Source organism: Mesorhizobium sp. J18 (assembly GCF_007829525.1).
In the GTDB taxonomy this organism is placed as follows: domain Bacteria; phylum Pseudomonadota; class Alphaproteobacteria; order Rhizobiales; family Rhizobiaceae; genus VLJP01.
Genome location: NZ_VLJP01000025.1, coordinates 13,585 through 34,331, shown reverse-complemented (window position 1 = coordinate 34,331; position 20,747 = coordinate 13,585). Strand labels below are relative to the sequence as shown.

Genomic DNA, 20,747 nt, shown 5'->3' with positions numbered 1-20,747 from the left:
TCTCCTCCTCAAGACATGCGCCGCTGCCGCTCAATGAGCTGCAGGATGAGGGGGGTGAGGATGAGCTGCATCGCGAGATCCAGCTTGTTCCCCGGCACCACGATCGAATTCGCCCGCGACATGAAAGAGTCGTGGATCATCGACAGGAGGTAAGGAAAATCGATGCCCCGCGGATTGGCGAAGCGGATGACCAGCATCGATTCATCCGGTGTGGGTATCCAGCGCGCGATGAAAGGGTTCGACGTATCGACGATTGGAACGCGCTGAAAGTTGATGTTGGTTTGCGAGAACTGCGGTAGGATATAGCGGGTATAATCCGGCATCCGCCGCAGGATCATGTCCATCACCGCTTCGGCGGAATAACCGCGCGTCTCCCGGTCGCGATGGATCTTCTGAATCCATTCGAGATTGATCACCGGCACAACGCCTATCTTGAGATCGCAGTGCTGGGCGAGGTTGAGCTTCTCGGTGACCACGCAGCCATGCAGTCCTTCATAAAAGAGAAGCTGGCTCGATGGGAATTCGCGCCATTCGGTAAACGTGCCAGGCGGGGTGCCATAGGTTTTTGCCTCTTCGGCGTCATGCACATAGGTGCGCGTACGCCCCGTGCCGCGGCGGCCATATTCCTCGAAAATGGACTCCAGGAGCTCGAGTTCGTTCGCATCCACGTGGAAATGCGTGAAATTCGGATTGCCGTTTTGGGCCTCTTCCGCGACCTTCCTTTTCATCGCCTCGCGGTCGTAGCGGTGGAAGGCGTCGCCCTCGATAAATGCGGCTTCGATGTTTTCACGCCGGAAAATCTGCTCGAAAATCCGCTTGACCGATGTGGTTCCGGCTCCTGAGGACCCGGTTATGGAGATGATCGGGTGACGCGCCGACATGACCCGGTCCTCAGACGCGCAACAGGCTGCGATGGCCGAACAGCGGCGCGCGCTCGGCGATCAGGCTGGGCTCGGTGTGATAACGCGAGACCCGGGCCACCTCCTTTGCCGAGCCGAAGACGAGCGGAACGCGCTGGTGCAGGCTTTCGGGCACGAGGTCGAGAATGCGGTTGACGGTATCGGTCGCCGCACCTGCGGCCTGTTCGACCAGAAAGGAGATGGGATTTGCCTCATAGACGAGACGCAACCGTCCGTTGCGGTAGCCCTTGCGGTCATCGCCCGGGTAAAGGTAGATGCCGCCGCGCATGAGGATGCGGTAGCATTCGGCCACCATCGAGGCATTCCAACGCATGTTGAAATCCTTTTCGCGGGGGCCTTCGCTCCCCTTCAGGCAGTCGTCCACATAGAGACGCACGCCGTCGTCCCAGTGACGGTAATTCGACATGTTGATCGCGAATTCCTGCGTCCGTGCAGGAATGGTGGGGCTCTCTGACATCTGGACGAAAGTGCCCAGCCGAGCCGAATGGACGAAGATGTGCGTGCCGCTGCCGAAGGTAAGCACGAGCGCGAGCTGCGGCCCGTAGATGAAGAATCCTGCTGCGATCTGCCTGTTGCCCGGCTGGAGAAAAAGGGCGGCCGGATTTGAGCCCGGCACGCCAGCCAGGGGCAGGTCTCCAGGGAGGAGAGAGAAAATCGTTCCAATCGATATGTTGGTGTCTATATTGGACGAACCATCTACCGGGTCTATGGCGATCGCCACCGGCGCGGTTTCGTCGAGAAACTGCGCATTCTCCTGCTCCTCGGAAGCATAAGCGGCCACCGGAGCCTCACGGCAGGCATCAAGGAATATCCGGTCGGCAAGAACGTCGAGCCCCTTCTGGTCGTCGCCTTGGCCGTTGGAGCCACGTTTGGCCCTGTGTTCCGCTTCAAGCGGCCCCTGATTGATAATCCTGCGGACCTCGAGGGCGGCAGCAGTAAGCTGGTGCACGACCGTCCGAACGGCGGGGCGTATGCCGTCCGCCCTGTAGGCGTAGGAGTTCAAAAAGGCATCAAGGGTAGCTGCCACTGTCGTGTCTCCTTCCTGCGTGCCACGTGCAGAAAAAGGTAGGCAGCGAGATTGCCTAAGTACATTTTAATTACTTTACGTATTCGATAAATTTTGCTTAGTTCTGGCTATGAGAAATATCAGTTTGAGACAGCTAAGAACCGTTCGCGCAATTGTGGAACGGGGAAAAATCATTAATGCTTCCAAAGAGTTGAGACTGACAGCCCCGGCCGTTACCATTCAGCTTCGCCAGCTTGAGGAGGAAATCGGGCTGGCACTGTTTGATCGCACCAGCGACGGCATGCGTCCCACTGCCGCAGGGCTTGTCGTGCTGGACGCCGCCCAGGCAATCGAGGAAAGGCTGCGGCAGCTTTCCGACGAGATCGATGCGATCAAGGGCGTGCGGGCCGGAAGTCTCAGGCTTGGTGTGGTTTCGACTGCAAAATATTTCGCACCACGCCTGATGGCGGCTTTCATGAAGGACTACCCCGATATCGAGATGCTGCTTCATGTAGGCAATCGCGCCGAAACGATCGATCGCCTCAAAGCTCATGACGTCGATATGGCTCTGATGGGACGTCCGCCGAAGGACGTGCCAGTGCATGCCACGTCATTCGGCGATCACCCGCTGGTCGTCATCGCATCACCCGACCATCCGCTGGCGACGGAACTCTCCATTCCCAAGGAGAGGATCGCACGGGAGCATTTTCTGATCAGGGAGAGCGGATCGGGCACGCGGATTTCACTGGAGATATTCTTCAGCGACCTTCCGGGCAGGGTTGATGACCTTGGCCTTGAAATGGGATCGAACGAAACAATCAAGCAGGCTGTCATGGCCGGTCTCGGCATCGCCTTCATCTCCGCGCATACGATCGAGGCGGAGGTTTCAAGTGGGAGGCTGGTCGTGCTCGATGTGGTCGGTCTGCCGATCCGCCGGCAATGGTTCGCGGTCAGACGGGCGGACCGGACCGTGTCTCCGGCGATGACGGCGTTTCATGATTTCCTCATGCGAAAGGGCGCCGCCTATCTGCCGCTCCTGGGCAAGCTTTATCCCGAGGAGAGTGTTTCAACCTCCTGAGTCTCAGCCGCCAGAGTCGGGGGCGAGCAGATTGGCGATCGTGCTGGTAAGCTGATAAAGCCGCTGCTCGATCAGTGTCGGGACCTCACAGACATAGGTGAGCGACTGTGCACGCTCCTGGAAAATCCGGGTTTCGAAGGTAAGCTGCTCGGTACGTTGCGCGACCAGCTTGGGGTCGGCATCAGGTTTCTGCCGCAATTGGTCCACGTCTGCTGTTTCCTTGCGCAATGCATCTGCCATTGCCGCTTGCTGGCGGGTGTATCTCTCGATCCCTGCCATCACGTCGGAACGTTCGGCATTCATGTGATCGAAGAGCCCCTGAACAAGCATCAGAAGATGCTCCTCCCGCTCCTCGCCGGAGAGCTGTGCGGCATGGTCTCGTATCTTCTGCTTGGCCTCGTCAAGGGGAATGCGGCGGGCAGCAACTTCCGTCACGAGGGCGGAAATATCCGGATTCTCCGCCCATTTTGTGCTGGATGGAGGCAGTTCCGGTCCATTCCATATCTGCGGCAGCGAAAGCTCCGGTACGCGGCGCTGTATGCATGGCCAGAGCTGTTCCGGGTCTTCGGCGGCCTGCAATGGTGCGGCAATGCCCGCCAAGAGGACGGCGCAAGCCAGAGATCGCAAAAAGAGACTCCAGCGCATCAGGCATTTCCTCCCGTATCCTGTTTCCGATTCATGAGACCGCGCGACGGATCGTAGGCGATGATGGCGCCGATCAGAAAGAGCGCGGTAAAGCCCGCCACGACGCCGAGCGAGGTCCACTCCATCTGACCGTAGAAGGCAAAGCGGATCAGCTCAACCGCATAAGTGAAGGGGTTCGCAAGGCAGATCTTGTAGAGCAGGGGACTCGCCTCCTGGACACGCCATAGAGGATAGAGTGCGGAGGAGGCGAAATACATTGGAAAGATAACGAAGTTCATGATGCCCGAGAAGTTCTCCAGTTGCTTGATCAGCGACGAAAGAAGCATTCCGAGCGATCCCAGCATCAGGCCGGACAGGAAAAGCGCCGGCAGCACGGTGAAATAGCCGAATACGGGCGCCTTGACGTCCCAGAACCAGGCGATCGCCAGAAACACGTAGACCTGGGCCAGTGAAACGACGACGCCTGCAAGAAGCTTCGAGACCAGAAGGAACCAGCGGGGAAAGGGGCTCACGAGCAGGGTGCGCATGTTCCCCATCTCCCGGTCATAGACCATGGACAGAGATGATTGCATGCCGCTGAAGAGCAGGATCATGCCGGCAAGCCCCGGCGTGATGTAGACCTCGTAGAGCACATAGGTCTTGTAGGGCGGTACGATCGACACGCCCAGCACCTGTCGGAAGCCGGCCGCGAAGATGAACAGCCACACGAGCGGCCGTACCAATGAGGCGATGAAACGTTCGCGTTGGTGCAGGAAGCGCAAACCTTCGCGGACGAGGATTCCCCGCAGGCACACAAGATAGTCGAATAGCCCGAACGGGCGCGAATGCAGGGAAACGGCGCTTTCTCCCGTTCGAGATGATGCCGTCTGCATGGTCACGCCGCGACCTCCTGTGTTTCGCCAGCGGGTCGGCAAAGTTTCGAGAAGGCTCCCTTGATGTCCGATGTGCCGGTCGCCTGGAGAATTTCGGGTACGCGGCCGTCTGCCGTAACCTGTCCCTCCCGCAGCATGACGACCGTATCATCGGCTTCCACCTCGTCAATCAGATGTGTCGCCCAAAGGACGCTTATGCCTTCAGCCGCCACGAGCCTGCGGATGAAGGCGAGAATGCTGGCGCGGGACTGTATGTCGAGTCCGACCGTTGCCTCGTCCAGGAGCATCAGCTGCGGCTGATGCAGGAGGGCGCGGGCGATCTCCACCCGCCTCATCTGGCCGCCGGAAAGGCTGCGCACCTTGTCCCGCAGGCGGCTGCCCATTTCCACCGTATCGAGGACGGATTCTATCCGCCGGCGGGCTGCCGCTGTTCCGATCCCGTGCAGCGAAGCATGATAGGAAAGGTTCTGGCGTACGCTGAGATCCAGGTCCAATGTGCGCGCCTGAAAGACGATGCCAAGACGGCGCAGTGCCTCACGCGAATTGCGGCCTATGTCGTGTCCGAAGATACGGATCGATCCGCGCTGCGTCGCATAGAGGCGGCTGATGAGCGAAAAGAGCGTGGTTTTGCCGGCCCCGTTCAGCCCGAGAAGCACCGTGAAACGCCCGGGCGGGATGGAGAAGGTCACATCCTTCAGCGCCTGCTTTTGGCCATAGGAATGGCTGACGGCATCAACCTCCAGCGCCGCCACGGCGGTAGTCCCTTTACCGGCCTGAACATGCCGCACTTTCTTTCCTCCCGCTGGGCGGCCGCCAAAGCTCCGCCGAGCTATCGGACCATTACTTTACGATTATGGTTCCTTGCATTCCATTTTTTTCGAGATCGCGGACGGACCATGTATGGAATCCTGGTCTGGCTGCGACGAACTGGACCTGGATTGTTCCGTGTGCGTCGAATTCGAGCCATGCTGGTGCGCCGTTCATGTGCACTTCGAGGTCGTTGATCACGATCTGGTTCATCCAGACATTTCGGAACAGGTCGGTGAAGAACTTGTATTCGAGATTGCCCTGGGATGTGATCTTCCAGCGATAGGCCTGGCCCGCCTCCAGCTCGAAACTGGTCTGGTTGACCGCGAAGTCGTCTTCGGCGGAGCCGAGGATCAGTTCCGGCAGGTCCTTGCTTGCCAATGTCACCTGGCCGCCGTCGTCATCATCGTCATCGTCATCCTGGGCCATGACGGCCTGGGATTGCAGCATGGCCGCCAGAGTAGCGGCCATGAGAGCCATGAGAAATTTTCGCATCGGGTATCCTCCACTTGTCAATCCTGCTTGGGTAATCCTGCTTGGTCAGTTCTGCTCATTCATTCGGGGACACGACGACGCCCCAGGGCTGCTCGCCCACGGTCACCGACTGCACGGCCTCGTCGGTTGCCACGTCGATGAAGGTGACGTCGTTGGAGATGCCGTTGGTGCTGACGATCATCTTCTGGTCCGGCGTGAAGGCGAGCTGCCAGACGCGCTGGCCGACCAGGACATATTTCTCGACCTCGTAGGTCTCGGCATTGACCACGGCGACGCGGTTGGCGGGGCCGAGCGCCACATAGGCCTTCCTGCCGTCGGCGCTGATGCGCACGCCCACCGGCTGGATCGATTCGGGACGCAGGCCGGGTATCTCGAATGTGATCTTGTGCTTGATCTCGCGCGAGGCATTGTCGATTACCGACACGGTGCCACCGATCTCGGCGCTGACCCAGACCTCCGATCCGTCCGGCTTGAACTCGGCGAAGCGCGGGCGCGAATCCACCAGCACGTTATGCGTGATCTGATGGGTTTCGGTATCGATGAAATGGGCCATGTTGGTCGTCTCGGAGGTGTTGACCAGCGTCTTGCCGTCCGGACTGATGCCCATGCCTTCCGGCTCGACGCCGACGGGGATCTCCGTCACAACCCTCTTGCTTTCCACATCGATCGCCGTGACCAGATTGTCGTCCTCATTGGCGACATAGAGCATCTTGCCGTCGGGAGAGAGCACGAAGAGTTCCGGGTCCGGCCCCGAAGGCAGCGTGCCGACGATCGAATGGCTGGAGGTGTCGATGATCTCGACGGTGTCGTCGTCGGAGGCGCACAGATAGATGAACTTGCCGTCATGGGAAATGGTTATCCCGCGCGGCCGCTGGCCCGTATCGATGGTGTCGACCACCTCCATGGTCTCGGTGTCGATGACGGTGACCGTGTTGCCCCGCTCATTCGACACATAGGCCATATATGCGGAGGCCGGAGACGACATCGCCGCCCCCGCGACGATCGCGCCGGCAAGCACGTATAGGTGATTTCGCATTCACTCTCCTCCCACTGCAATGGTCAGTTCAGATCGCAACTGGTCTCGGGCTCGTCGATCCCCAGCGTGTCCAGCTCCGATACCTGGTGCAGGAAGCCTTCCTGCGGCGATGTCGAGACGACGGAGCGGCCGTCGCCGAGGAAGACCGGCTGGCGCAATTGCTGGTTCCACTTGCGGAAGGTCAGCCGCTGGCCGCGGAACGCGGCGACCTGGAAATCGTCGGAGCGCACGAACTCGGCCACCTTCGCCGGATCGCCGCTCTGCGTCCGCGTCACCGCTTCCCCGATCACCCGCGCCGCCGTCCAGGCCGACATGTCCTTCGACAGCATGCGGCGGCCGATCGCATCCACGAACCGGTTCTGGATCTGCGTGCCGCCCCACTGCTCGCTGGCCGGATGCCAGGCGGAGGCAACGAGCCCCGCCGTGCCGGCTACCGGACGCGGAACCCAGGTGCGGTAGGGCAGGTAGGTCCCGAAGACCTCGCTCTCGTCGGCCACCAGCATCACGTCGTGCTCGGGAAGGTCCTGCGTGAAGACCGGCATCTGCCGCTGGATCTGCACGACGCCCGTGTCGCTGCGCCGCGCCGTGCCCCTGTCCTCGAACAGCTTCTCCGCCACGATCTGCCCGCCGAAGCGGTCCGCCGCCCGCCGCAGCGCATCCGCAAAGAGCCGGTCCGGCTCATGCGACCCATAAAGCAGCACCCAGCGCCGCCACTGCTTCCAGATCAGATACTGCGCCAGCCCGTCCGCAAGCATGGTGCGCGTCGGCGCGGTGTGGAACACGTTCGCCCGGCACTCCTCCTCGCGCAGGACATCGTCATGCGCGCCGACATTGAAGATGATGACACCCTCCTGGCCGGCAAGATCGGCAATCGACAGAAGCTGCTCGGCCGAAAGGTCGGCCAGGATATAGCGCACCCCCTTCGCCATCATCTCCCGGAAGGCCCCGGTCACGTCCGAGCCAGGCTCGACCTCGGTCACATCAAGCGTGAATTCCTGGCCCAGAAACGCGCCCGTCGTGTTGTTGTCGGCGATCGCAACCTCCGCACCCGCAACACCCTCATCGCGCGGCGGAACGTCAAGAACCGACAATGCAAGCCCAGGCGCATAAGCCCGCATATAACCAACCCGGATCTCAAGGGGAGTCACGCCGCTCGGTGCCGGAGGGGCCGACTGGCTTGCCTCCTGCGCAAGGGCAAGGGAAGCGTTGACGCTTAAAAGAAAAAGGTACAGAACAACGCCAAGAGTGTTTGGCACCATGCTCTTCATCAACGCAACCAACCTTCTCCGCACTACGACATGGCAGTGCGATGGATAGATGATAAATCAGGTGCCCAATGGTCAGGTTAGCGGCTTTTGGAACTTTCGCAACCCCGAGAAAGTTAAGGCTTTGCAGTGGCTTGGGTTGCATGCTTGACAGATCATCTTCATTTTTCTCGGCTGTTCGTTTTGTTGCAGGATCGTGATGACTCAGTTCTTGGCCAGCGTCAAAGGTGTGGATGAAGCGCGGATCGCGCTGGCTGGCGGCGCCGATATCATCGACCTGAAAAACCCGCGTGACGGCGCGCTCGGCGCAGTGGCGGTTGAAACCGTTCGCCAGACTGTTGCCGACATTGCTGGCCGCCGGCCGATCAGCGCCGTATGCGGCAATCTTCCCATGGAACCGGAGCGATTTCGCGCCGCAGCGGAAGCGATGGCGGCTACGGGCGTCGATTACCTGAAGGTGGGTATTCCTTCCTACGACAAGGCGAGGGCTTGTGTGGAAGCTCTGGCTCCACTCGCAACGCAGGTAAAGATCGTTGCTGTGCTGTTTGCCGACCTTTATCCGGATTTCGATATCCTGCCGGTCCTGGCGCAGAATGGCTTTCATGGCGTCATGTTGGACACGGCCGGGAAGGGTAGGGGACGGCTGCTCGACCATATCCCGCCCGAACATATCCCGGCCTTCCTGGACCGGGCGCGATCGCTCGACCTGATGGTTGGCCTGAGCGGTTCGCTGGAAGCTCCCGACATACCCCGCCTGTTGCCGCTGCAGCCGGATTTCCTCGGCTTTCGCGGCGCCTTGTGCGCCGATTCCCGGCGTGATGCCTCCATCAATCCGGAAGCTGTCAAGCGTATTCGCGAGCTCATCCCTGAGGAGCTCGTCGCGCAAGCCTCGGCCACCGTGGATTACCGCCTGCTTGCGGCGCGTGGCTATTCGCCGGAAGTGGAAGATCCGGGCCTGGGAACGGACAAGATATTCGTCCGCGACTTTGTCCTGCCGGTCGAGATTGGCGCCTACAGTTTCGAGCATGGGCGCAAGCAGAATGTGCGCTTCGACGTGACGGCGGAAGTCCGGCGGCTCACCAGCAATCCGCAGGATATGCGCCATGTCGTTTCCTATGACATCATCATCGATGGTATCCGAGCGATCGTTTCCCGTGGCCACGTGGAACTGAGCGAGACCCTGGCGGAACAGGTGGCAAGCCATGTACTTGAGGATCCGCGTGTTGTGCGGGTTTCCGTCCGCGTGGAGAAGCTGGAACTCGGTGCCGGCAGCGTCGGCGTCGAGATCGAGCGTATGCGCGCCAAGGAACAGCCGGTGTCGAAAAAGTCGGGTGCGGCCGGTAATTCAAGCGAGGAAGAAATCGCGGAGCGGCGCAGAAAGGGCCTTTTGACATGACGCTCGCCGTCGTCAAGCTTGGCGGCAGCAGCATCTTCCAACCGGAGCTCGCACAATGGGTGGACGCCCTGGCGGCATCGGACCAGCCGCTGGTCATCGTCCCGGGTGGAGGTCCTTTCGCCGATCAGGTTCGCTGCGCCCAGAAGCAACTCGGCTTTTCCGATCGGGCTGCTCACGACATGGCCGTTCTGGCGATGGAACAGTTCGGTTACGTTCTTCTGGATATGTGCACACGCTTTTCTCCGGCCCGCACGGCCAAAGAGATTTCGCGGGCCCTGGACTGCGGCCAGATTCCCGTATGGTTGCCTTCCTCGATGGTCATCGGCAGGCCGGACATTCCTGCTTCATGGGATGTCACATCGGATTCGCTGGCGGCGTGGCTTGCCGGTCAGCTTGGCGCCGATGCGCTGCTGCTTGTCAAGCAGACGCATGACTTCTCGCACGACGACTGTTTTCCGGATCTGGCGGAACGGGGGATTGTCGACCCGATGTTGGCTTCCATGCTGCCCGGGGACATTAATCTTTATGTCGCCGGACCCAAGGATGTGCCGGAAACGCACGGACACACCCTTCCAGGCGTGAGGATAGGGATCCACGCATTTGCGGAACAATCAGGATAACGAATGGCCAAGCTGCAAACGCCCCGCTGGGCCTGGGTCTTGACGGGGTCGGGGCATTTCTTCACCGAAAGCTTTGAATTCATCCGGGAACTGGAACATTGCGATATCTTCGTCTCCAAGGCGGCGGACGAGGTGCTGCGCATGTACAAGCTCAAGCTGGATTTTCCCAAGACCATGCGCATCCTGCATGACAAGACGGCAAGCGCTGTGCCGGTAGGCGAATTCTATCACGGCGTCTACCATACGGTGGTCGTGGCCCCGGCGAGCTCCAACACGGTGGCGAAATGCGTGTGGGGCATATCCGACACTCTGGCCACCAACGTCTTCGCCCAGGCCGGGAAGTGCCGCATTCCCTCCATAGTCTTCGCCTGCGACACCGCACCAGAACTCCTGACGCGCGCGCCGCATGGCCTCGTGAAGGTCTTTCCACGGCGAATAGACCTGGAGAATACGGACCGGCTGAAGGGCTTCGAATACACCACCGTCGTGGAATCGCTGGAAGATCTGAAGGTCGCGATCAGGCGCCGCAGGGCTGAACTGGAGCAAGATGGCTGACAGGTTCATATTTCTCACGGGCCGCCTCGCCCGGCCGAGGCTCGAAAAGGTCCTGGCCGGTCTGGGCGAGACGGAGTTCGATTGGGAAATTATCGATACCGGCGTCAAGATCGCCGCGCTGATGACCGAGGAAATCATCAAGCGCAGAGTGAAATTGCCGGAGGGAACCTCCCAGGTGATCGTTCCCGGCCGCTTCCGTGGGGAGCCGGAAAGGCTCGGCGCGCATTTTGGCGTGCCTTTCCTGCGCGGCCCGGATGAGGTCGCTGACCTGCCGGCTTTCCTCGGCCGGGAAGGCAAACCGCCGGACCTCTCACGGCACGATCTGCGCATATTCGCCGAGATCGTGGACGCATCGGAACTGAGCATGGAGGCGCTGGTATCGAGGGCGAAGGCCCTTTCGGTTGCTGGAGCCGATGTCATCGATCTCGGCTGCCTTCCCGACACGCCATTTCCGCATCTGGGCGAGGCAGTGCAGGCGCTGAAAGCGCTTGGCTTCGCCGTAAGCGTCGATTCGGCCGATATCGAGGAGTTGCGGGAGGGGGCGAAAGCGGGCGCAGACTATCTCCTCAGCCTGACCGAGCACACGCTTGATCTTGTCCACGATTACGCGACCGTTCCGATCCTCATTCCATCTATCCCCGGTGATCTTGCTTCGCTCGACCGCGCCATGGAAGCAGCCGAGAAGAAGGGCTTACGTTTCATCGCCGATCCGGTTCTCGATCCGATACATTTCGGCTTCGCCGCCTCGTTGCAACGTTTCGCGGAAACGCGACGGCGCTGGCCGGATGCGGAGCTGTTGATGGGCACGGGCAACCTGACCGAACTGACCGATGCTGACAGCGCCGGCCTCACGGCGGCGCTTCTAGGCTTCTGCTCGGAGCTCTCGGTCCAGAACGTGCTCGTGGTCAATGTCAGCCCGCATACGAACAGAACGGTGGAAGAGCACGATCTTGCCCGCCGCATCATGTTCGCCGCGCGGACCGATGGGTCCCTGCCGCGCAACTACCATCCCGGCCTCCTGCAGGTGCACGACCGCCGACCTTTCCCCGCCTCCGTAGAGGAGATCGAGTATCTTGCCGGGGAGGTCCGTGACGCCAATTTCCGCATCATGACCGCACCCGATGGCATCCATGTCTTCAACAGCAAGGGCCATTTCGTGGCGCAGGACGCTTTCGAACTGTTTCCGAAGCTCGGTGTCGAGGCGGACGGAGCCCATGCCTTCTATCTCGGGGCCGAACTGATGAAGGCGGAGATCGCCTGGCGGCTCGGCAAGCGCTATGCACAGGACGAGCCGCTTTCCTGGGGCGTGGCCGCGCCAGAACCGGAAGTCGACCGCGCCCGTCTGGCCGAAGCGGGACATACCTTGCGGGCGAAGCAGAAGGATAAGTGATGCCCTATATCCGCGAGTCGATCGTCACCACCGTCAATCGGTCCGGTAAGGTGCATATCGCTCCGCTCGGGATCATTGCTGAGCGCGACGGCTGGGTCATCGCACCTTTCCGGCCCTCGGCCACACTGGACAATCTGCTCCAGCGACCGGTCGCCGTCATCAGCTATACGGATGATGTGCGCATATTCGCGGGCTGCCTCACAGGCCGGAAGGAATGGCCGCTCTCCGCGATAGAAGATTGCCCCGTCCCCCGCCTTTCCGCCGCGCTCGCACATTCCGTGCTCGAAGTGGTTGAGATGAAGGAGGATGAAACGCGTCCCCGCTTCTTCTGCCGCGTCGCAGCCGAAGAGACGCATGCCCCTTTTACCGGTTTCAACCGGGCCAAGGCGGCGGTGCTGGAGCTTGCCATCCTGGTAAGCCGGCTCGGCATGCTCCCGCGCGAGAAGATCGAGTCGGAGATTGCTTATCTTTCGATCGCTGTCGAAAAGACGGCTGGCCCTGAAGAGCGTGAAGCATGGGGCTGGCTGATGGAGCGCGTCCAGAGCCATTTTTCAGGAAGCTAGGCTCGCAAGGCGGTCGAACACATATTGCTTTGCTATACGGACGCTTGTTTCGAGTGTCTCGCCTCGCGCCAGGCTGGCTGCAATGCCGCTTGCCAGCATGCAGCCCGTGCCGCGCATGTTTCCTGGCAGGCGAGCCGCGTGCAAATGAAGGGGCGACTGGTCTTTGCGCAGCAGAATATCGGACGATTGCGGGCCGGAGGCATGGCCGCCCTTCACCAGAAGGGCAGGGCAGCCGGCATCAAGGAGCATGGTTCCTTGTTGGCAAGCCGCCATTTCATCTTGTGCAAGCGCCTCGCCAGTTAGGACAGCCAGCTCATTCAGATTGGGAGTGATGAGCGCGCAAAGCGGCATCAGTTCACGCTTGAGGACCGAAATGGTGTCGCCGGCAAGCAAGGATCCGCCGGAAGAAGCCGCCAGAACCGGGTCGAGAATCGTTTGCAGGCGAGGATGGTCGCGCAGGACTTCGGCGACAGCGATGATTGCCCCGGCGCTGCCCAGCATGCCTATCTTGACGGCGCCAACGGGATTGGCGGCAAGAGCGGCGCGCATCTGAGAGACGATCAGTTCAGGCCGAATTGGTTCGACATATAGGACGGCATCGTGCGTCTGCACCGTCACCGCAGTCACTGCTACGCAGGCATGCACTCCAAAGGCGGCGACGGTCTCGACATCGCGGGTGATCCCGGCGCCGCCAGAAGAATCGGTACCCGCTACCACAAGAACATGCGCCTTGCCGTTCATCGCCATTGAGCGGTACGCTCTATCCATTCGCGGGTGCGGCCTTCCGGGTCAGGATTGAGGGTGATGTCGGTCACTACGGCTGCACTGTCGGCACCGGCCGCGAAAACGCCGTCGAGCCTGTCGGGATTGAGCCCGCCAATGGCAACCAGCGGCAAAGGAGCGACGTGTCGTTTCCATTCGCCGATACGCTCCAGGCCCTGCGGCGCCCACTTCATCTCCTTGAGGATGGTGGGATAGATCGGGCCAAGCGCAATATAGTCGGGCGTGGCCGCCAGCGCGGTTCCCAACTCGGTATGGTCGTGAGTGCTGAGTCCGAGCTTCAGTCCGGCACGACGGATCGTGCCAAGATCGGCGGCGGCCAGATCTTCCTGACCCAGATGAACGAAGTCGCAACCGGCTTCTATGGCCAGCTGCCAGTGGTCGTTGATGATGAGTTGGCAACCGTGGTGTTCGCAAACGGATTTCGCCGTGCGGATTTCGGCAAGCAGAGATGCCGCTACCATATCCTTGATGCGCAGCTGGACCAGCTTGACGCCGAGCGGCACAAGCCGCTCAATCCAAGCCGCACTGTCGACGATGAGGTAGAACGGATCGAGCTTCACGAGAACACCGCCTTCCCGATCACCGGCGTGGAAGGCACCGCCATATCGCGCGGCTCAAGTATGCCGGCATGATAGGCTGAACGGCCTGCCTCTACCGCCTTGGCGAAGGCGGCTGCCATGGCCACCGGATCCCCAGCCCTTGCCACGGCCGTGTTGAGCAATACCGCGTCGAAGCCGAGTTCCATCACGGCTGCGGCGTGGGAAGGACGGCCAAGTCCGGCATCGACAATGAGCGGCACATCGGGGAAATAACCCCGCATGGAGCGCAGCGCGTCGGGATTGAGCGGTCCCTTGGCGGAGCCAATCGGGGCGCACCACGGCATAAGCACCTCGCAACCAGCCTCCAGCAGCTTCTCGTTCACAACAAGGTCGTCGGTCGTGTAGGGGAAGACGGCGAAGCCATCGCGGATGAGCGTCCGGGCAGCCTCCACCAGTTCGAACACGTCTGGTTGCAGCGTATCGTGGTTGCCGATCACTTCCAGCTTGATCCAGTTGGTGCCGAACACCTCGCGCGCCATTGTGGCGGTGGTGACGGCTTCCTTTGCCGAATGGCAGCCGGCGGTATTGGGCAATACGGCGACGCCGAGCGACCGGACAAGCGACCAGAACCGGCCGCCGTCCTTGCCGCCTGCCGTCTCGCGGCGCAGCGAAACCGTCACGACCGCCGTACCGGAGGCCTTTACGGCATCGGCGAGTATGGCCGGCGACGGATATTGCGCGGTGCCGAGAAGGAGATGCGAGGGAAGCTGCTTTCCATATAGCGTGAGCATCCCTTCAGCCTCCCTGCATTGGAGAAAGGATTTCGATGCGGTCGCCTTCGGTTAGAAGGCACGTGCCTCGATCCTCCGCATGCACAAGTTCCCCGTTGCGGGCAGTGGCAAGCCAGCTGCCTTCATAATCAAGCTCCGCCAGCAGGGCCTCAAGCGTGGAGGCCCGCACCTCCTGCGGCTCACCATTAACGGTCAGTCTCATGCGCAAGCTCCCTTGCATCGCAATGTTTCAAAGCAAGCTTTGCCGCCTGTTGCGCCATGGCTGGCGCCAACAGGAAGCCGTGGCGGKAAAGGCCGTTGATGCTGATTACACTGCCTGATCTTTCGACGCGCGGCATATTGTCGGCATAGGCAGGTCTCACGCCCACGCCGACCTCGAGGATTTCCGCTTCACCGAAAGCAGGGTGCAGACTGTAGGCGGCGTTGAGGAGTTCCATCATCGAACGCGCCGTTATCGGAGAGGGCGAGTCGCTCTCGATCATGGTCGCCCCCACCATGAAGCGATTGTCCGAACGGGGCACGATATAGAGCGGGATTCTGGGATGCAGCAGCCGAACCGGCCGCGACAGCACGATTTCGCTGCTCCGCAGTATAAGCATTTCCCCCCGCACGCCGCGGAGGCGCGAATCCACCGCCGATCGCGCCATGCCGGTGCAATCGACGATCAGATCGAAACTGCCGTTCGAAGGCTCTTTGCCTTCGAAGCCAACTCCCGATGCTTCAAGCTTGCCGCGCAATCCGGCCAGGGCCGCACGAGGATCGAGATGGGCTTCGCCGGCAAAATGCAGGCCGTGCCGAAAGCGGCCTGCCAGATCCGGCTCAAGAGCAGCGATACGATCCTCGTCAATGGAGATGAAGCCGGTGGTACGGGAGGCGAAGCGAGCAAGCTCAGCCTGATCGCGGGCAGGTGCGACCACCAGCGTCCCGCCACGCGTGACCGAGCCGGGCAGGGCTTGTTCCCACCAGTCGGCGGCACCGATCCCAAGCTCCAGTACCGGCTGTTCGGCACTCTCGCGTTCACACCAGGGCGCCAGCATGCCACCGGCAAACCAGGAAGCCGCAGTCGTCCCTTCCCGGCATAGGTCCCAGATACTTACCTGCGCACCATGTCGGGAGAGCTCATATGCCACAGCAAGGCCGGCGACCCCGGCCCCCTTGACCAATACCCTCATGGCGCGGTCTTGGCCTCCTTTTCGGTGATCTTGTCCAGGGGCATGTAGAGATCACCACCCTCGCGGTATTTCTCCGCCATGGCTGCCATGCCCTCTTTCTGGGCCTCGGCGCGGATGTCGTGGGAGATGCGCATGGAGCAGAATTTCGGCCCGCACATGGAGCAGAAATGCGCCACCTTGTGCGCCTCCTTGGGCAATGTCTCGTCATGGAAGGCGCGCGCCGTCTCCGGGTCGAGCGAGAGATTGAACTGGTCTTCCCAGCGGAATTCGAAACGCGCCCGCGACAGGGCGTCGTCGCGGATCTTCGCCGCAGGATGACCCTTGGCGAGATCGGCGGCGTGGGCTGCGATCTTATAGGTGATGACGCCGGTCTTGACGTCGTCGCGGTCGGGCAGACCGAGATGCTCCTTCGGGGTGACGTAGCAGAGCATGGCCGTGCCGAACCAGCCGATCATCGCCGCGCCTATGCCGGAGGTTATGTGGTCGTAGCCCGGCGCGATGTCGGTCGTCAGCGGTCCAAGCGTGTAGAAGGGAGCCTCGCCGCAGACGGCGAGTTGCTTGTCCATGTTCTCCTTGATCTTATGCATTGGTACATGGCCGGGACCTTCGATCATCACCTGGCAATCCTTCGCCCAGGCGATCTGCGTCAGTTCCCCGAGCGTCTCCAATTCTGCGAACTGGGCCGCGTCGTTGGCATCCGCGATGGAGCCGGGGCGCAGTCCGTCTCCCAATGAAAACGAAACGTCATAGGCGCGACAGATGTCGCAGATTTCCTCGAAGTGCTCGTAGAGGAAGCTCTCCTTGTGATGATGCAGGCACCACTTGGCCATGATCGAGCCGCCGCGCGACACGATCCCGGTGACGCGATTCACGGTGAGCGGGATGTAATGCAGGCGGACGCCGGCGTGGATCGTGAAATAGTCGACCCCCTGTTCGGCCTGTTCGATAAGGGTGTCGCGGAATACCTCCCAGGTAAGGTCCTCTGCGACGCCGCCGACTTTCTCCAGAGCCTGATAGATGGGCACGGTGCCGATGGGCACGGGCGAATTGCGGATGATCCATTCGCGGATATTGTGGATGTTGCGGCCGGTGGAGAGGTCCATCACGGTGTCCGCGCCCCAGCGCGTGGCCCAGACCATTTTCTCCACCTCCTCGGCCATGGAGGAGGTGACGGCGGAATTGCCGATATTGGCGTTGATCTTGACCAGGAAATTGCGGCCGATGATCATCGGCTCGCTTTCCGGGTGATTGATATTGGCCGGAATGATGGCCCGGCCGCGCGCCACCTCGTCGCGTACGAATTCGGGCGTGACATGATCCGGTATCGCTGCGCCAAAACTCTCACCGTCGCGCTCCAATGCGGCGCGCGCCCGCTCGCGGCCGAGATTCTCGCGGATGGCGATGAATTCCATTTCCGGCGTGATGATGCCGGCCCGCGCATAAGCGAGCTGGGTGACGGCCTTGCCGTCCTTGGCCCGGAGTGGCCGGTGGCGCATGGGAAATTCCGGCGTCAGCCTCTCGCCGGAAACGAAGCCGTTGTCCTCGGGTTTCACGATGCGTCCATCGTAAGCTTCAACGTCACCGCGGGCGGTTATCCAGGATTCACGGATGCGCGGTAAGCCTTTCTCGATGGCAATGGTGATGTCCGGATCGGTGTAGGGCCCAGAGGAATCGTAGACTGTTACAGGCGGTTCGCCGGCGCTTGGATGCACAGCAATCTCGCGCATGGGCACGCTGATGCCGGTATGGATGCTGCCGCCTTTGTAGACTTTGCGCGATGCGGGCAGCGCGCCAGTGGTGACGGTTGGTGCTGTGATATTTGCTGGAGCATTCATTGGGACCTCCTTTGCCTGGTTGCATTGGAGATCCAGTTCGATGCCGGAAGGAGGATAGGATGCTCTATGGGGACTTTGACGCTACCCGATGAGCCCTTGCACCATCCCTACGCCAGTTTGAACTGGATCAGGTTCAACGGGTCACTGCGCTGCACGAAGCCAGCAGTCTCTCAGCCCCTTGTCAGGACTCCCCAGGTGATGGCCCTTAGGTTGGGTGATTGCGGCCGCGGTGTCAACCGCTCGAAGTGCTGAGATGACACCGGCTTGGCTTGTCGCTCAAACGGAAACGGCAGGCGATTTATATCCATCAAGCAAATGGATGTCGGCGTCAAAGATCGCCGCAATTGTCCGAGATGTTCGACTGAACGTTCTCCTGGATCTTGTCCGCCTCGATGCGGAACAGTTCACGCATCAGGACGTCATTGTTGGGGAAATCATAGCAGATGTTGACGGTCACCTGCCCCATCCTCTCGTCCTCTATACGGTATCTGATGTCTGCYCCATCGGCAGCCGCCTCCCATTCATCCAATGCTTCGATGAACTCGGCCTTCGATTGCTCGACACCGAGGTCATCGAGCTGGATTCTCGCGTCATCTGCCAGCAGTTCTGCCAGCCGCTCACGATCGACCGCCGTCAACGCCTCGTACCATGCCGAGATGATATCGGCGTCACCAGCGCGTGTGGGCACAGTCGTTGTTATGATCGCCATGACGATGAGGTAGCCCGACCGGCAAATCGATCCGATATTTCCCATGCAAGCCATCCCTTTGCCGTTAAATCAAAAAGCCATCGGTCAGCTTTGCGTTCCTACTTTATTTGATCGTGCCGCATCTGACAAAAGCTTCGAATCTAGGAAAGTCATCATTAACGCTAAGGCAATAGTTGGCGATATATCCTAGAGAACGGATCTTTCGTGGGCGGGGAATCTCTCGAAAGAAGCAGAACATGGCCCGGAGAGTTCGAATAAATCCGCCAACAAATCCGATTGAACACCCCGATTATTTGAAAGAATGCCAATTCGCACTCGAGCCTTCGATCACAAAGCTGATTGAACTTGCAAGCGATGCAGGCTGGGATCGCAATCAAGCGGCTGTAGCCATCATGTTCCTTGGGGCCGCCAGCGCATCGGACGAAGAGACGACCACGGTGGCTTCAAAATGACCTATCAATCCAAATACGATTGGGTCGGCGACCGGGCGCAGCGGGAACGTCGCATGCGGCTTGCAATCAGGATCGGAGTGGCCATGGCGATCGTTGCAGCGATAGCCGTGCTTGCGAACGGCTTGCTGACGCTCGTCTAGTCATAGTTCTGCGGTCTCCGCTTCTGGTTTTCCATAGCGTGTGTGGCAAACTTGGAAGCGGATCTTACGACGGCTGAAGTCCAACTTGGGATTGGCGATGCCGGTAATCCGTGCTTTTGTTGTTGTTGGGCACCGTTTCTCGTCTATCGGGAGGAATCATGGCCAAGCTTCTCGTGCTTTATAAAACACCGAAAGATACCGCGGCTTTCGATGAACACTACCGTTCGACCCATATTCCCTTGGCGAAAAAGCTGCCCCGTCTGAAGAAATACGAGATCAGCAAAGGCGGCATATCTGCACCTGCTGGCAAGGCTGACCTCTATCTCGTAGCGACGCTTCATTTCGACTCGATGGCAGATATCCAGGATGCGCTCGCTTCGCCAGAAGGTCAGGCCGCAGCCGGCGACTTGGCAAACTTTGCTGACGGCGGTGTTGCTCTCTATTTCTTTGAGACGGAAGATGTTTAAACTGCCAAACCTCGGAGAAACATCATTTTCGGGGTAAAATTGCTCGCTCTATGATTTACGGTGCTGCTATTTCAGTTAGCCTGCCAAACTCTTGTGATAGTATTCGTGCTTGATCTGGCTGGTCGGATTGGCCCGTCGGGGAGGGGGAGATTGTTCGTTCCGTGAGCGAATTCAGACTGGAGAGAGGGAATGGGTACTTTTTTCTACATACTTCTAGCATTCATTGTCGGCTTGCTGCTTGGCTGGTTCCTTTGGGGGCGGTTGCGTGGCGAACTGGACGGGCTGCGGGCTGACCTTGATAGCGCACGCAGCGAGCGCGACAGGCTAAAGGCCGATGTAAGCCGCCTGAATGGAGAACTGGAAGCCTGCGGCAGCGCGCGAGCCGATCTTGAGCGCCAGTTGCGCGAGGCGAAGGCTCCGGGCGGAACCGCCGCAAAGGCTGCTCAGGCGCCCGCCGCTCTGATGTCGGTTCCTGCTACAGCTTCCGAGGCTCCGGCCAAGAAGAAGCCTGCCCGGAAAACCAAGGCCACATCGTCGGCTGCCAAACCCGCATCGGCAAAAGCTGACACTGCAAAGGCCAAGTCGGGCAAGCGGAAGGCCGCCAATTCCTCTAAAAAGGACAACCTGCGCCGATTGATCGGTATCGGACCCGTGAATGAGCGTCGCTTGAACGAGCACGGCATCACTACCTTCGCACAGATCGCCGCCTGGACCGCGGCCGATATAAAGAAGGTGGAAGAGTATCTTCAGTTCGACGGACGCATCGAACGCGAACGGTGGGTGGAGCAGGCTAAACTTCTTGCCGCAGGCGACGAAGAGGAGTTTGCCCGTCGTTTCCCAACGGCAAGCAAGTCGAACAACACCTGATCGGGCCCGTTCGCCGGCAAAGGGAAACCGGACCTGGGAGGAGGGTCGTAGAGTCACAGGCGCGAGGGCGGCGCGCTGGGGTAGAATCCAGAATGCCGCGCGTCTATCAGACCAGGCGCGCCAGCGGTCGCACGCCGCTGAGATAGCGATATGATCTCTTTCCTAAACAGACTGAAACAAATCGCTATCTCCGGCGTCACAGGCGTTTCGCACAATCTACCCTAAATCCGGTGCCGCGCGGAAATGCGCTGCCGACGAACCGCCGTCTGGCATACCGGTTGAAACCTCCATTGAGACAGGGCCGCGAATCGTTTTGAACTATCTCGTAAAGCCTTTCAGCGACC

25 protein-coding genes and 1 riboswitch are annotated in these 20,747 nt (G+C 60.3%); of the genes, 10 read left to right on the top strand and 15 right to left on the bottom strand.

Annotation, left to right across the window (positions count from 1 at the left end):
- Nucleotides 1-8: 8 nt before the first annotated feature.
- Together L598_RS11470 and L598_RS11465 are read right to left on the bottom strand one after the other, a co-directional pair.
- Nucleotides 9-881 (bottom strand): phosphoribulokinase, encoded by an 873-nt coding sequence (locus tag L598_RS11470; protein WP_144862656.1) that lies wholly within the window; start codon nt 879-881, stop codon nt 9-11.
- 10 nt (nt 882-891) lie between these two features.
- A complete protein-coding gene (locus tag L598_RS11465) occupies nt 892-1,947 on the bottom strand; it encodes a class 1 fructose-bisphosphatase (RefSeq protein ID WP_144862655.1) in 1,056 nt (351 codons plus the stop codon).
- Between the two features lie 109 nt (nt 1,948-2,056).
- Between L598_RS11465 and L598_RS11460 the strand changes: the two genes are divergently transcribed.
- Entirely contained in the window at nt 2,057-3,004 is a 948-nt protein-coding gene (locus tag L598_RS11460; RefSeq protein WP_144862654.1) for a LysR family transcriptional regulator, read from the top strand.
- 3 nt (nt 3,005-3,007) lie between these two features.
- Here the strand turns inward: L598_RS11460 and L598_RS11455 are convergent, their stop codons facing one another.
- Genes L598_RS11455 through L598_RS11430 form a run of 6 tightly spaced genes read right to left on the bottom strand, consistent with a single transcriptional unit; the run spans nt 3,008 to nt 8,118 of the window.
- Complete coding sequence (locus L598_RS11455) at nt 3,008-3,649, bottom strand: HET-C-related protein (protein ID WP_144862653.1); 642 nt, start codon at nt 3,647-3,649, stop codon at nt 3,008-3,010.
- Nucleotides 3,649-4,521 (bottom strand): ABC transporter permease, encoded by an 873-nt coding sequence (locus tag L598_RS11450; RefSeq protein ID WP_144862666.1) that lies wholly within the window; start codon nt 4,519-4,521, stop codon nt 3,649-3,651. The genes L598_RS11455 and L598_RS11450 overlap by 1 nt, the downstream gene beginning before the upstream one ends.
- Before the next feature lie 2 nt (nt 4,522-4,523).
- Nucleotides 4,524-5,309: an ABC transporter ATP-binding protein gene (locus tag L598_RS11445; protein WP_144862634.1), complete on the bottom strand. Its 786-nt coding sequence runs from the start codon at nt 5,307-5,309 to the stop codon at nt 4,524-4,526.
- 52 nt (nt 5,310-5,361) lie between these two features.
- Nucleotides 5,362-5,823, bottom strand: coding sequence for a hypothetical protein (locus L598_RS11440; RefSeq protein WP_144862632.1), 462 nt, complete (start codon nt 5,821-5,823; stop codon nt 5,362-5,364).
- Nucleotides 5,824-5,878: 55 nt separating this feature from the next.
- Nucleotides 5,879-6,859 (bottom strand): YVTN family beta-propeller repeat protein, encoded by a 981-nt coding sequence (locus L598_RS11435; RefSeq protein ID WP_186445011.1) that lies wholly within the window; start codon nt 6,857-6,859, stop codon nt 5,879-5,881.
- Between the two features lie 23 nt (nt 6,860-6,882).
- Nucleotides 6,883-8,118: an ABC transporter substrate-binding protein gene (locus L598_RS11430; RefSeq protein ID WP_246658721.1), complete on the bottom strand. Its 1,236-nt coding sequence runs from the start codon at nt 8,116-8,118 to the stop codon at nt 6,883-6,885.
- 205 nt (nt 8,119-8,323) lie between these two features.
- Here L598_RS11430 and L598_RS11425 point away from each other — a divergent pair, with 205 nt between their 5' ends.
- The 5 genes from L598_RS11425 to L598_RS11405 are packed head-to-tail and all read left to right on the top strand — an operon-like array spanning nt 8,324 to nt 12,648.
- Nucleotides 8,324-9,520 (top strand): (5-formylfuran-3-yl)methyl phosphate synthase, encoded by a 1,197-nt coding sequence (locus tag L598_RS11425; protein ID WP_144862628.1) that lies wholly within the window; start codon nt 8,324-8,326, stop codon nt 9,518-9,520.
- Complete coding sequence (locus tag L598_RS11420) at nt 9,517-10,140, top strand: dihydroneopterin aldolase (RefSeq protein WP_144862626.1); 624 nt, start codon at nt 9,517-9,519, stop codon at nt 10,138-10,140. Before L598_RS11425 ends, L598_RS11420 begins: the two co-directional genes overlap by 4 nt.
- Before the next feature lie 3 nt (nt 10,141-10,143).
- The gene (locus tag L598_RS11415) at nt 10,144-10,695 is read left to right on the top strand and encodes a flavoprotein (RefSeq protein ID WP_144862624.1); all 552 of its coding nucleotides are present in this window, start codon (nt 10,144-10,146) and stop codon (nt 10,693-10,695) included.
- On the top strand, nt 10,688-12,085 hold the full coding sequence (locus L598_RS11410) for a DUF6513 domain-containing protein (protein ID WP_144862622.1): 1,398 nt from the start codon (nt 10,688-10,690) through the stop codon (nt 12,083-12,085). The genes L598_RS11415 and L598_RS11410 overlap by 8 nt, the downstream gene beginning before the upstream one ends.
- Nucleotides 12,085-12,648 carry a DUF447 domain-containing protein gene (locus L598_RS11405; RefSeq protein ID WP_144862620.1) on the top strand — a complete coding sequence of 188 codons (564 nt, stop codon included), beginning with the start codon at nt 12,085-12,087 and terminating at the stop codon, nt 12,646-12,648. Before L598_RS11410 ends, L598_RS11405 begins: the two co-directional genes overlap by 1 nt.
- Here the strand turns inward: L598_RS11405 and L598_RS11400 are convergent.
- The 7 genes from L598_RS11400 to L598_RS11370 all read right to left on the bottom strand — a co-directional run bounded on the left by L598_RS11400 (nt 12,637) and on the right by L598_RS11370 (nt 18,522).
- Nucleotides 12,637-13,395: a hydroxymethylpyrimidine/phosphomethylpyrimidine kinase gene (locus L598_RS11400; protein WP_144862664.1), complete on the bottom strand. Its 759-nt coding sequence runs from the start codon at nt 13,393-13,395 to the stop codon at nt 12,637-12,639. The genes L598_RS11405 and L598_RS11400 overlap by 12 nt on opposite strands.
- Nucleotides 13,386-13,991, bottom strand: coding sequence for a thiamine phosphate synthase (locus L598_RS11395; RefSeq protein WP_144862618.1), 606 nt, complete (start codon nt 13,989-13,991; stop codon nt 13,386-13,388). The genes L598_RS11400 and L598_RS11395 overlap by 10 nt, the downstream gene beginning before the upstream one ends.
- Nucleotides 13,988-14,761, bottom strand: a complete 774-nt coding sequence (locus L598_RS11390; RefSeq protein ID WP_144862616.1) for a thiazole synthase — start codon at nt 14,759-14,761, stop codon at nt 13,988-13,990. Before L598_RS11390 ends, L598_RS11395 begins: the two co-directional genes overlap by 4 nt.
- 4 nt (nt 14,762-14,765) lie before the next feature.
- The gene (thiS, locus tag L598_RS11385) at nt 14,766-14,963 is read right to left on the bottom strand and encodes a sulfur carrier protein ThiS (protein ID WP_144862614.1); all 198 of its coding nucleotides are present in this window, start codon (nt 14,961-14,963) and stop codon (nt 14,766-14,768) included.
- Entirely contained in the window at nt 14,947-15,933 is a 987-nt protein-coding gene (gene thiO / locus L598_RS11380) for a glycine oxidase ThiO (protein ID WP_144862613.1), read from the bottom strand. Before thiO ends, thiS begins: the two co-directional genes overlap by 17 nt.
- A complete protein-coding gene (thiC, locus tag L598_RS11375; protein WP_144862611.1) occupies nt 15,930-17,768 on the bottom strand; it encodes a phosphomethylpyrimidine synthase ThiC in 1,839 nt (612 codons plus the stop codon). The genes thiO and thiC overlap by 4 nt, the downstream gene beginning before the upstream one ends.
- Before the next feature lie 86 nt (nt 17,769-17,854).
- A riboswitch (TPP riboswitch) is annotated at nt 17,855-17,972 on the bottom strand.
- Nucleotides 17,973-18,096: 124 nt separating this feature from the next.
- On the bottom strand, nt 18,097-18,522 hold the full coding sequence (locus L598_RS11370) for a nuclear transport factor 2 family protein (RefSeq protein ID WP_246658720.1): 426 nt from the start codon (nt 18,520-18,522) through the stop codon (nt 18,097-18,099).
- A 191-nt stretch (nt 18,523-18,713) separates the two neighbouring features.
- Here L598_RS11370 and L598_RS11365 point away from each other — a divergent pair, with 191 nt between their 5' ends.
- The 4 genes from L598_RS11365 (at nt 18,714) to L598_RS11355 (ending at nt 20,403) form a co-directional block, all read left to right on the top strand.
- Entirely contained in the window at nt 18,714-18,929 is a 216-nt protein-coding gene (locus L598_RS11365) for a hypothetical protein (protein ID WP_144862607.1), read from the top strand.
- Nucleotides 18,926-19,069 (top strand): hypothetical protein, encoded by a 144-nt coding sequence (locus tag L598_RS21435; RefSeq protein ID WP_186445010.1) that lies wholly within the window; start codon nt 18,926-18,928, stop codon nt 19,067-19,069. The genes L598_RS11365 and L598_RS21435 overlap by 4 nt, the downstream gene beginning before the upstream one ends.
- Nucleotides 19,070-19,227: 158 nt before the next feature.
- Nucleotides 19,228-19,536 carry an EthD family reductase gene (locus tag L598_RS11360; RefSeq protein ID WP_144862605.1) on the top strand — a complete coding sequence of 103 codons (309 nt, stop codon included), beginning with the start codon at nt 19,228-19,230 and terminating at the stop codon, nt 19,534-19,536.
- Nucleotides 19,537-19,725: 189 nt separating this feature from the next.
- Complete coding sequence (locus tag L598_RS11355; RefSeq protein ID WP_144862603.1) at nt 19,726-20,403, top strand: proton-conducting membrane transporter; 678 nt, start codon at nt 19,726-19,728, stop codon at nt 20,401-20,403.
- The last annotated feature ends 344 nt before the right edge of the window (nt 20,404-20,747 follow it).

Bases quoted from the DNA above. Each gene is read 5' to 3' on its own strand.
- L598_RS11455 (WP_144862653.1), bottom strand. From the start codon at position 3,649: ATGCGCTGGAGTCTCTTTTTGCGATCTCTGGCTTGCGCCGTCCTCTTG.
- L598_RS11425 (WP_144862628.1), top strand. From the start codon at position 8,324: ATGACTCAGTTCTTGGCCAGCGTCAAAGGTGTGGATGAAGCGCGGATC.
- L598_RS11430 (WP_246658721.1), bottom strand. From the start codon at position 8,118: ATGGTGCCAAACACTCTTGGCGTTGTTCTGTACCTTTTTCTTTTAAGC.
- L598_RS11405 (WP_144862620.1), top strand. From the start codon at position 12,085: ATGCCCTATATCCGCGAGTCGATCGTCACCACCGTCAATCGGTCCGGT.
- L598_RS11400 (WP_144862664.1), bottom strand. From the start codon at position 13,395: ATGGCGATGAACGGCAAGGCGCATGTTCTTGTGGTAGCGGGTACCGAT.
- L598_RS11420 (WP_144862626.1), top strand. From the start codon at position 9,517: ATGACGCTCGCCGTCGTCAAGCTTGGCGGCAGCAGCATCTTCCAACCG.
- L598_RS11365 (WP_144862607.1), top strand. From the start codon at position 18,714: ATGGCCCGGAGAGTTCGAATAAATCCGCCAACAAATCCGATTGAACAC.
- L598_RS11410 (WP_144862622.1), top strand. From the start codon at position 10,688: ATGGCTGACAGGTTCATATTTCTCACGGGCCGCCTCGCCCGGCCGAGG.
- L598_RS21435 (WP_186445010.1), top strand. From the start codon at position 18,926: ATGACCTATCAATCCAAATACGATTGGGTCGGCGACCGGGCGCAGCGG.
- L598_RS11460 (WP_144862654.1), top strand. From the start codon at position 2,057: ATGAGAAATATCAGTTTGAGACAGCTAAGAACCGTTCGCGCAATTGTG.
- L598_RS11440 (WP_144862632.1), bottom strand. From the start codon at position 5,823: ATGCGAAAATTTCTCATGGCTCTCATGGCCGCTACTCTGGCGGCCATG.
- L598_RS11450 (WP_144862666.1), bottom strand. From the start codon at position 4,521: ATGCAGACGGCATCATCTCGAACGGGAGAAAGCGCCGTTTCCCTGCAT.
- thiS (WP_144862614.1), bottom strand. From the start codon at position 14,963: ATGAGACTGACCGTTAATGGTGAGCCGCAGGAGGTGCGGGCCTCCACG.
- L598_RS11415 (WP_144862624.1), top strand. From the start codon at position 10,144: ATGGCCAAGCTGCAAACGCCCCGCTGGGCCTGGGTCTTGACGGGGTCG.
- thiC (WP_144862611.1), bottom strand. From the start codon at position 17,768: ATGAATGCTCCAGCAAATATCACAGCACCAACCGTCACCACTGGCGCG.
- L598_RS11355 (WP_144862603.1), top strand. From the start codon at position 19,726: ATGGGTACTTTTTTCTACATACTTCTAGCATTCATTGTCGGCTTGCTG.
- L598_RS11470 (WP_144862656.1), bottom strand. From the start codon at position 881: ATGTCGGCGCGTCACCCGATCATCTCCATAACCGGGTCCTCAGGAGCC.
- L598_RS11435 (WP_186445011.1), bottom strand. From the start codon at position 6,859: ATGCGAAATCACCTATACGTGCTTGCCGGCGCGATCGTCGCGGGGGCG.
- L598_RS11390 (WP_144862616.1), bottom strand. From the start codon at position 14,761: ATGCTCACGCTATATGGAAAGCAGCTTCCCTCGCATCTCCTTCTCGGC.
- L598_RS11360 (WP_144862605.1), top strand. From the start codon at position 19,228: ATGGCCAAGCTTCTCGTGCTTTATAAAACACCGAAAGATACCGCGGCT.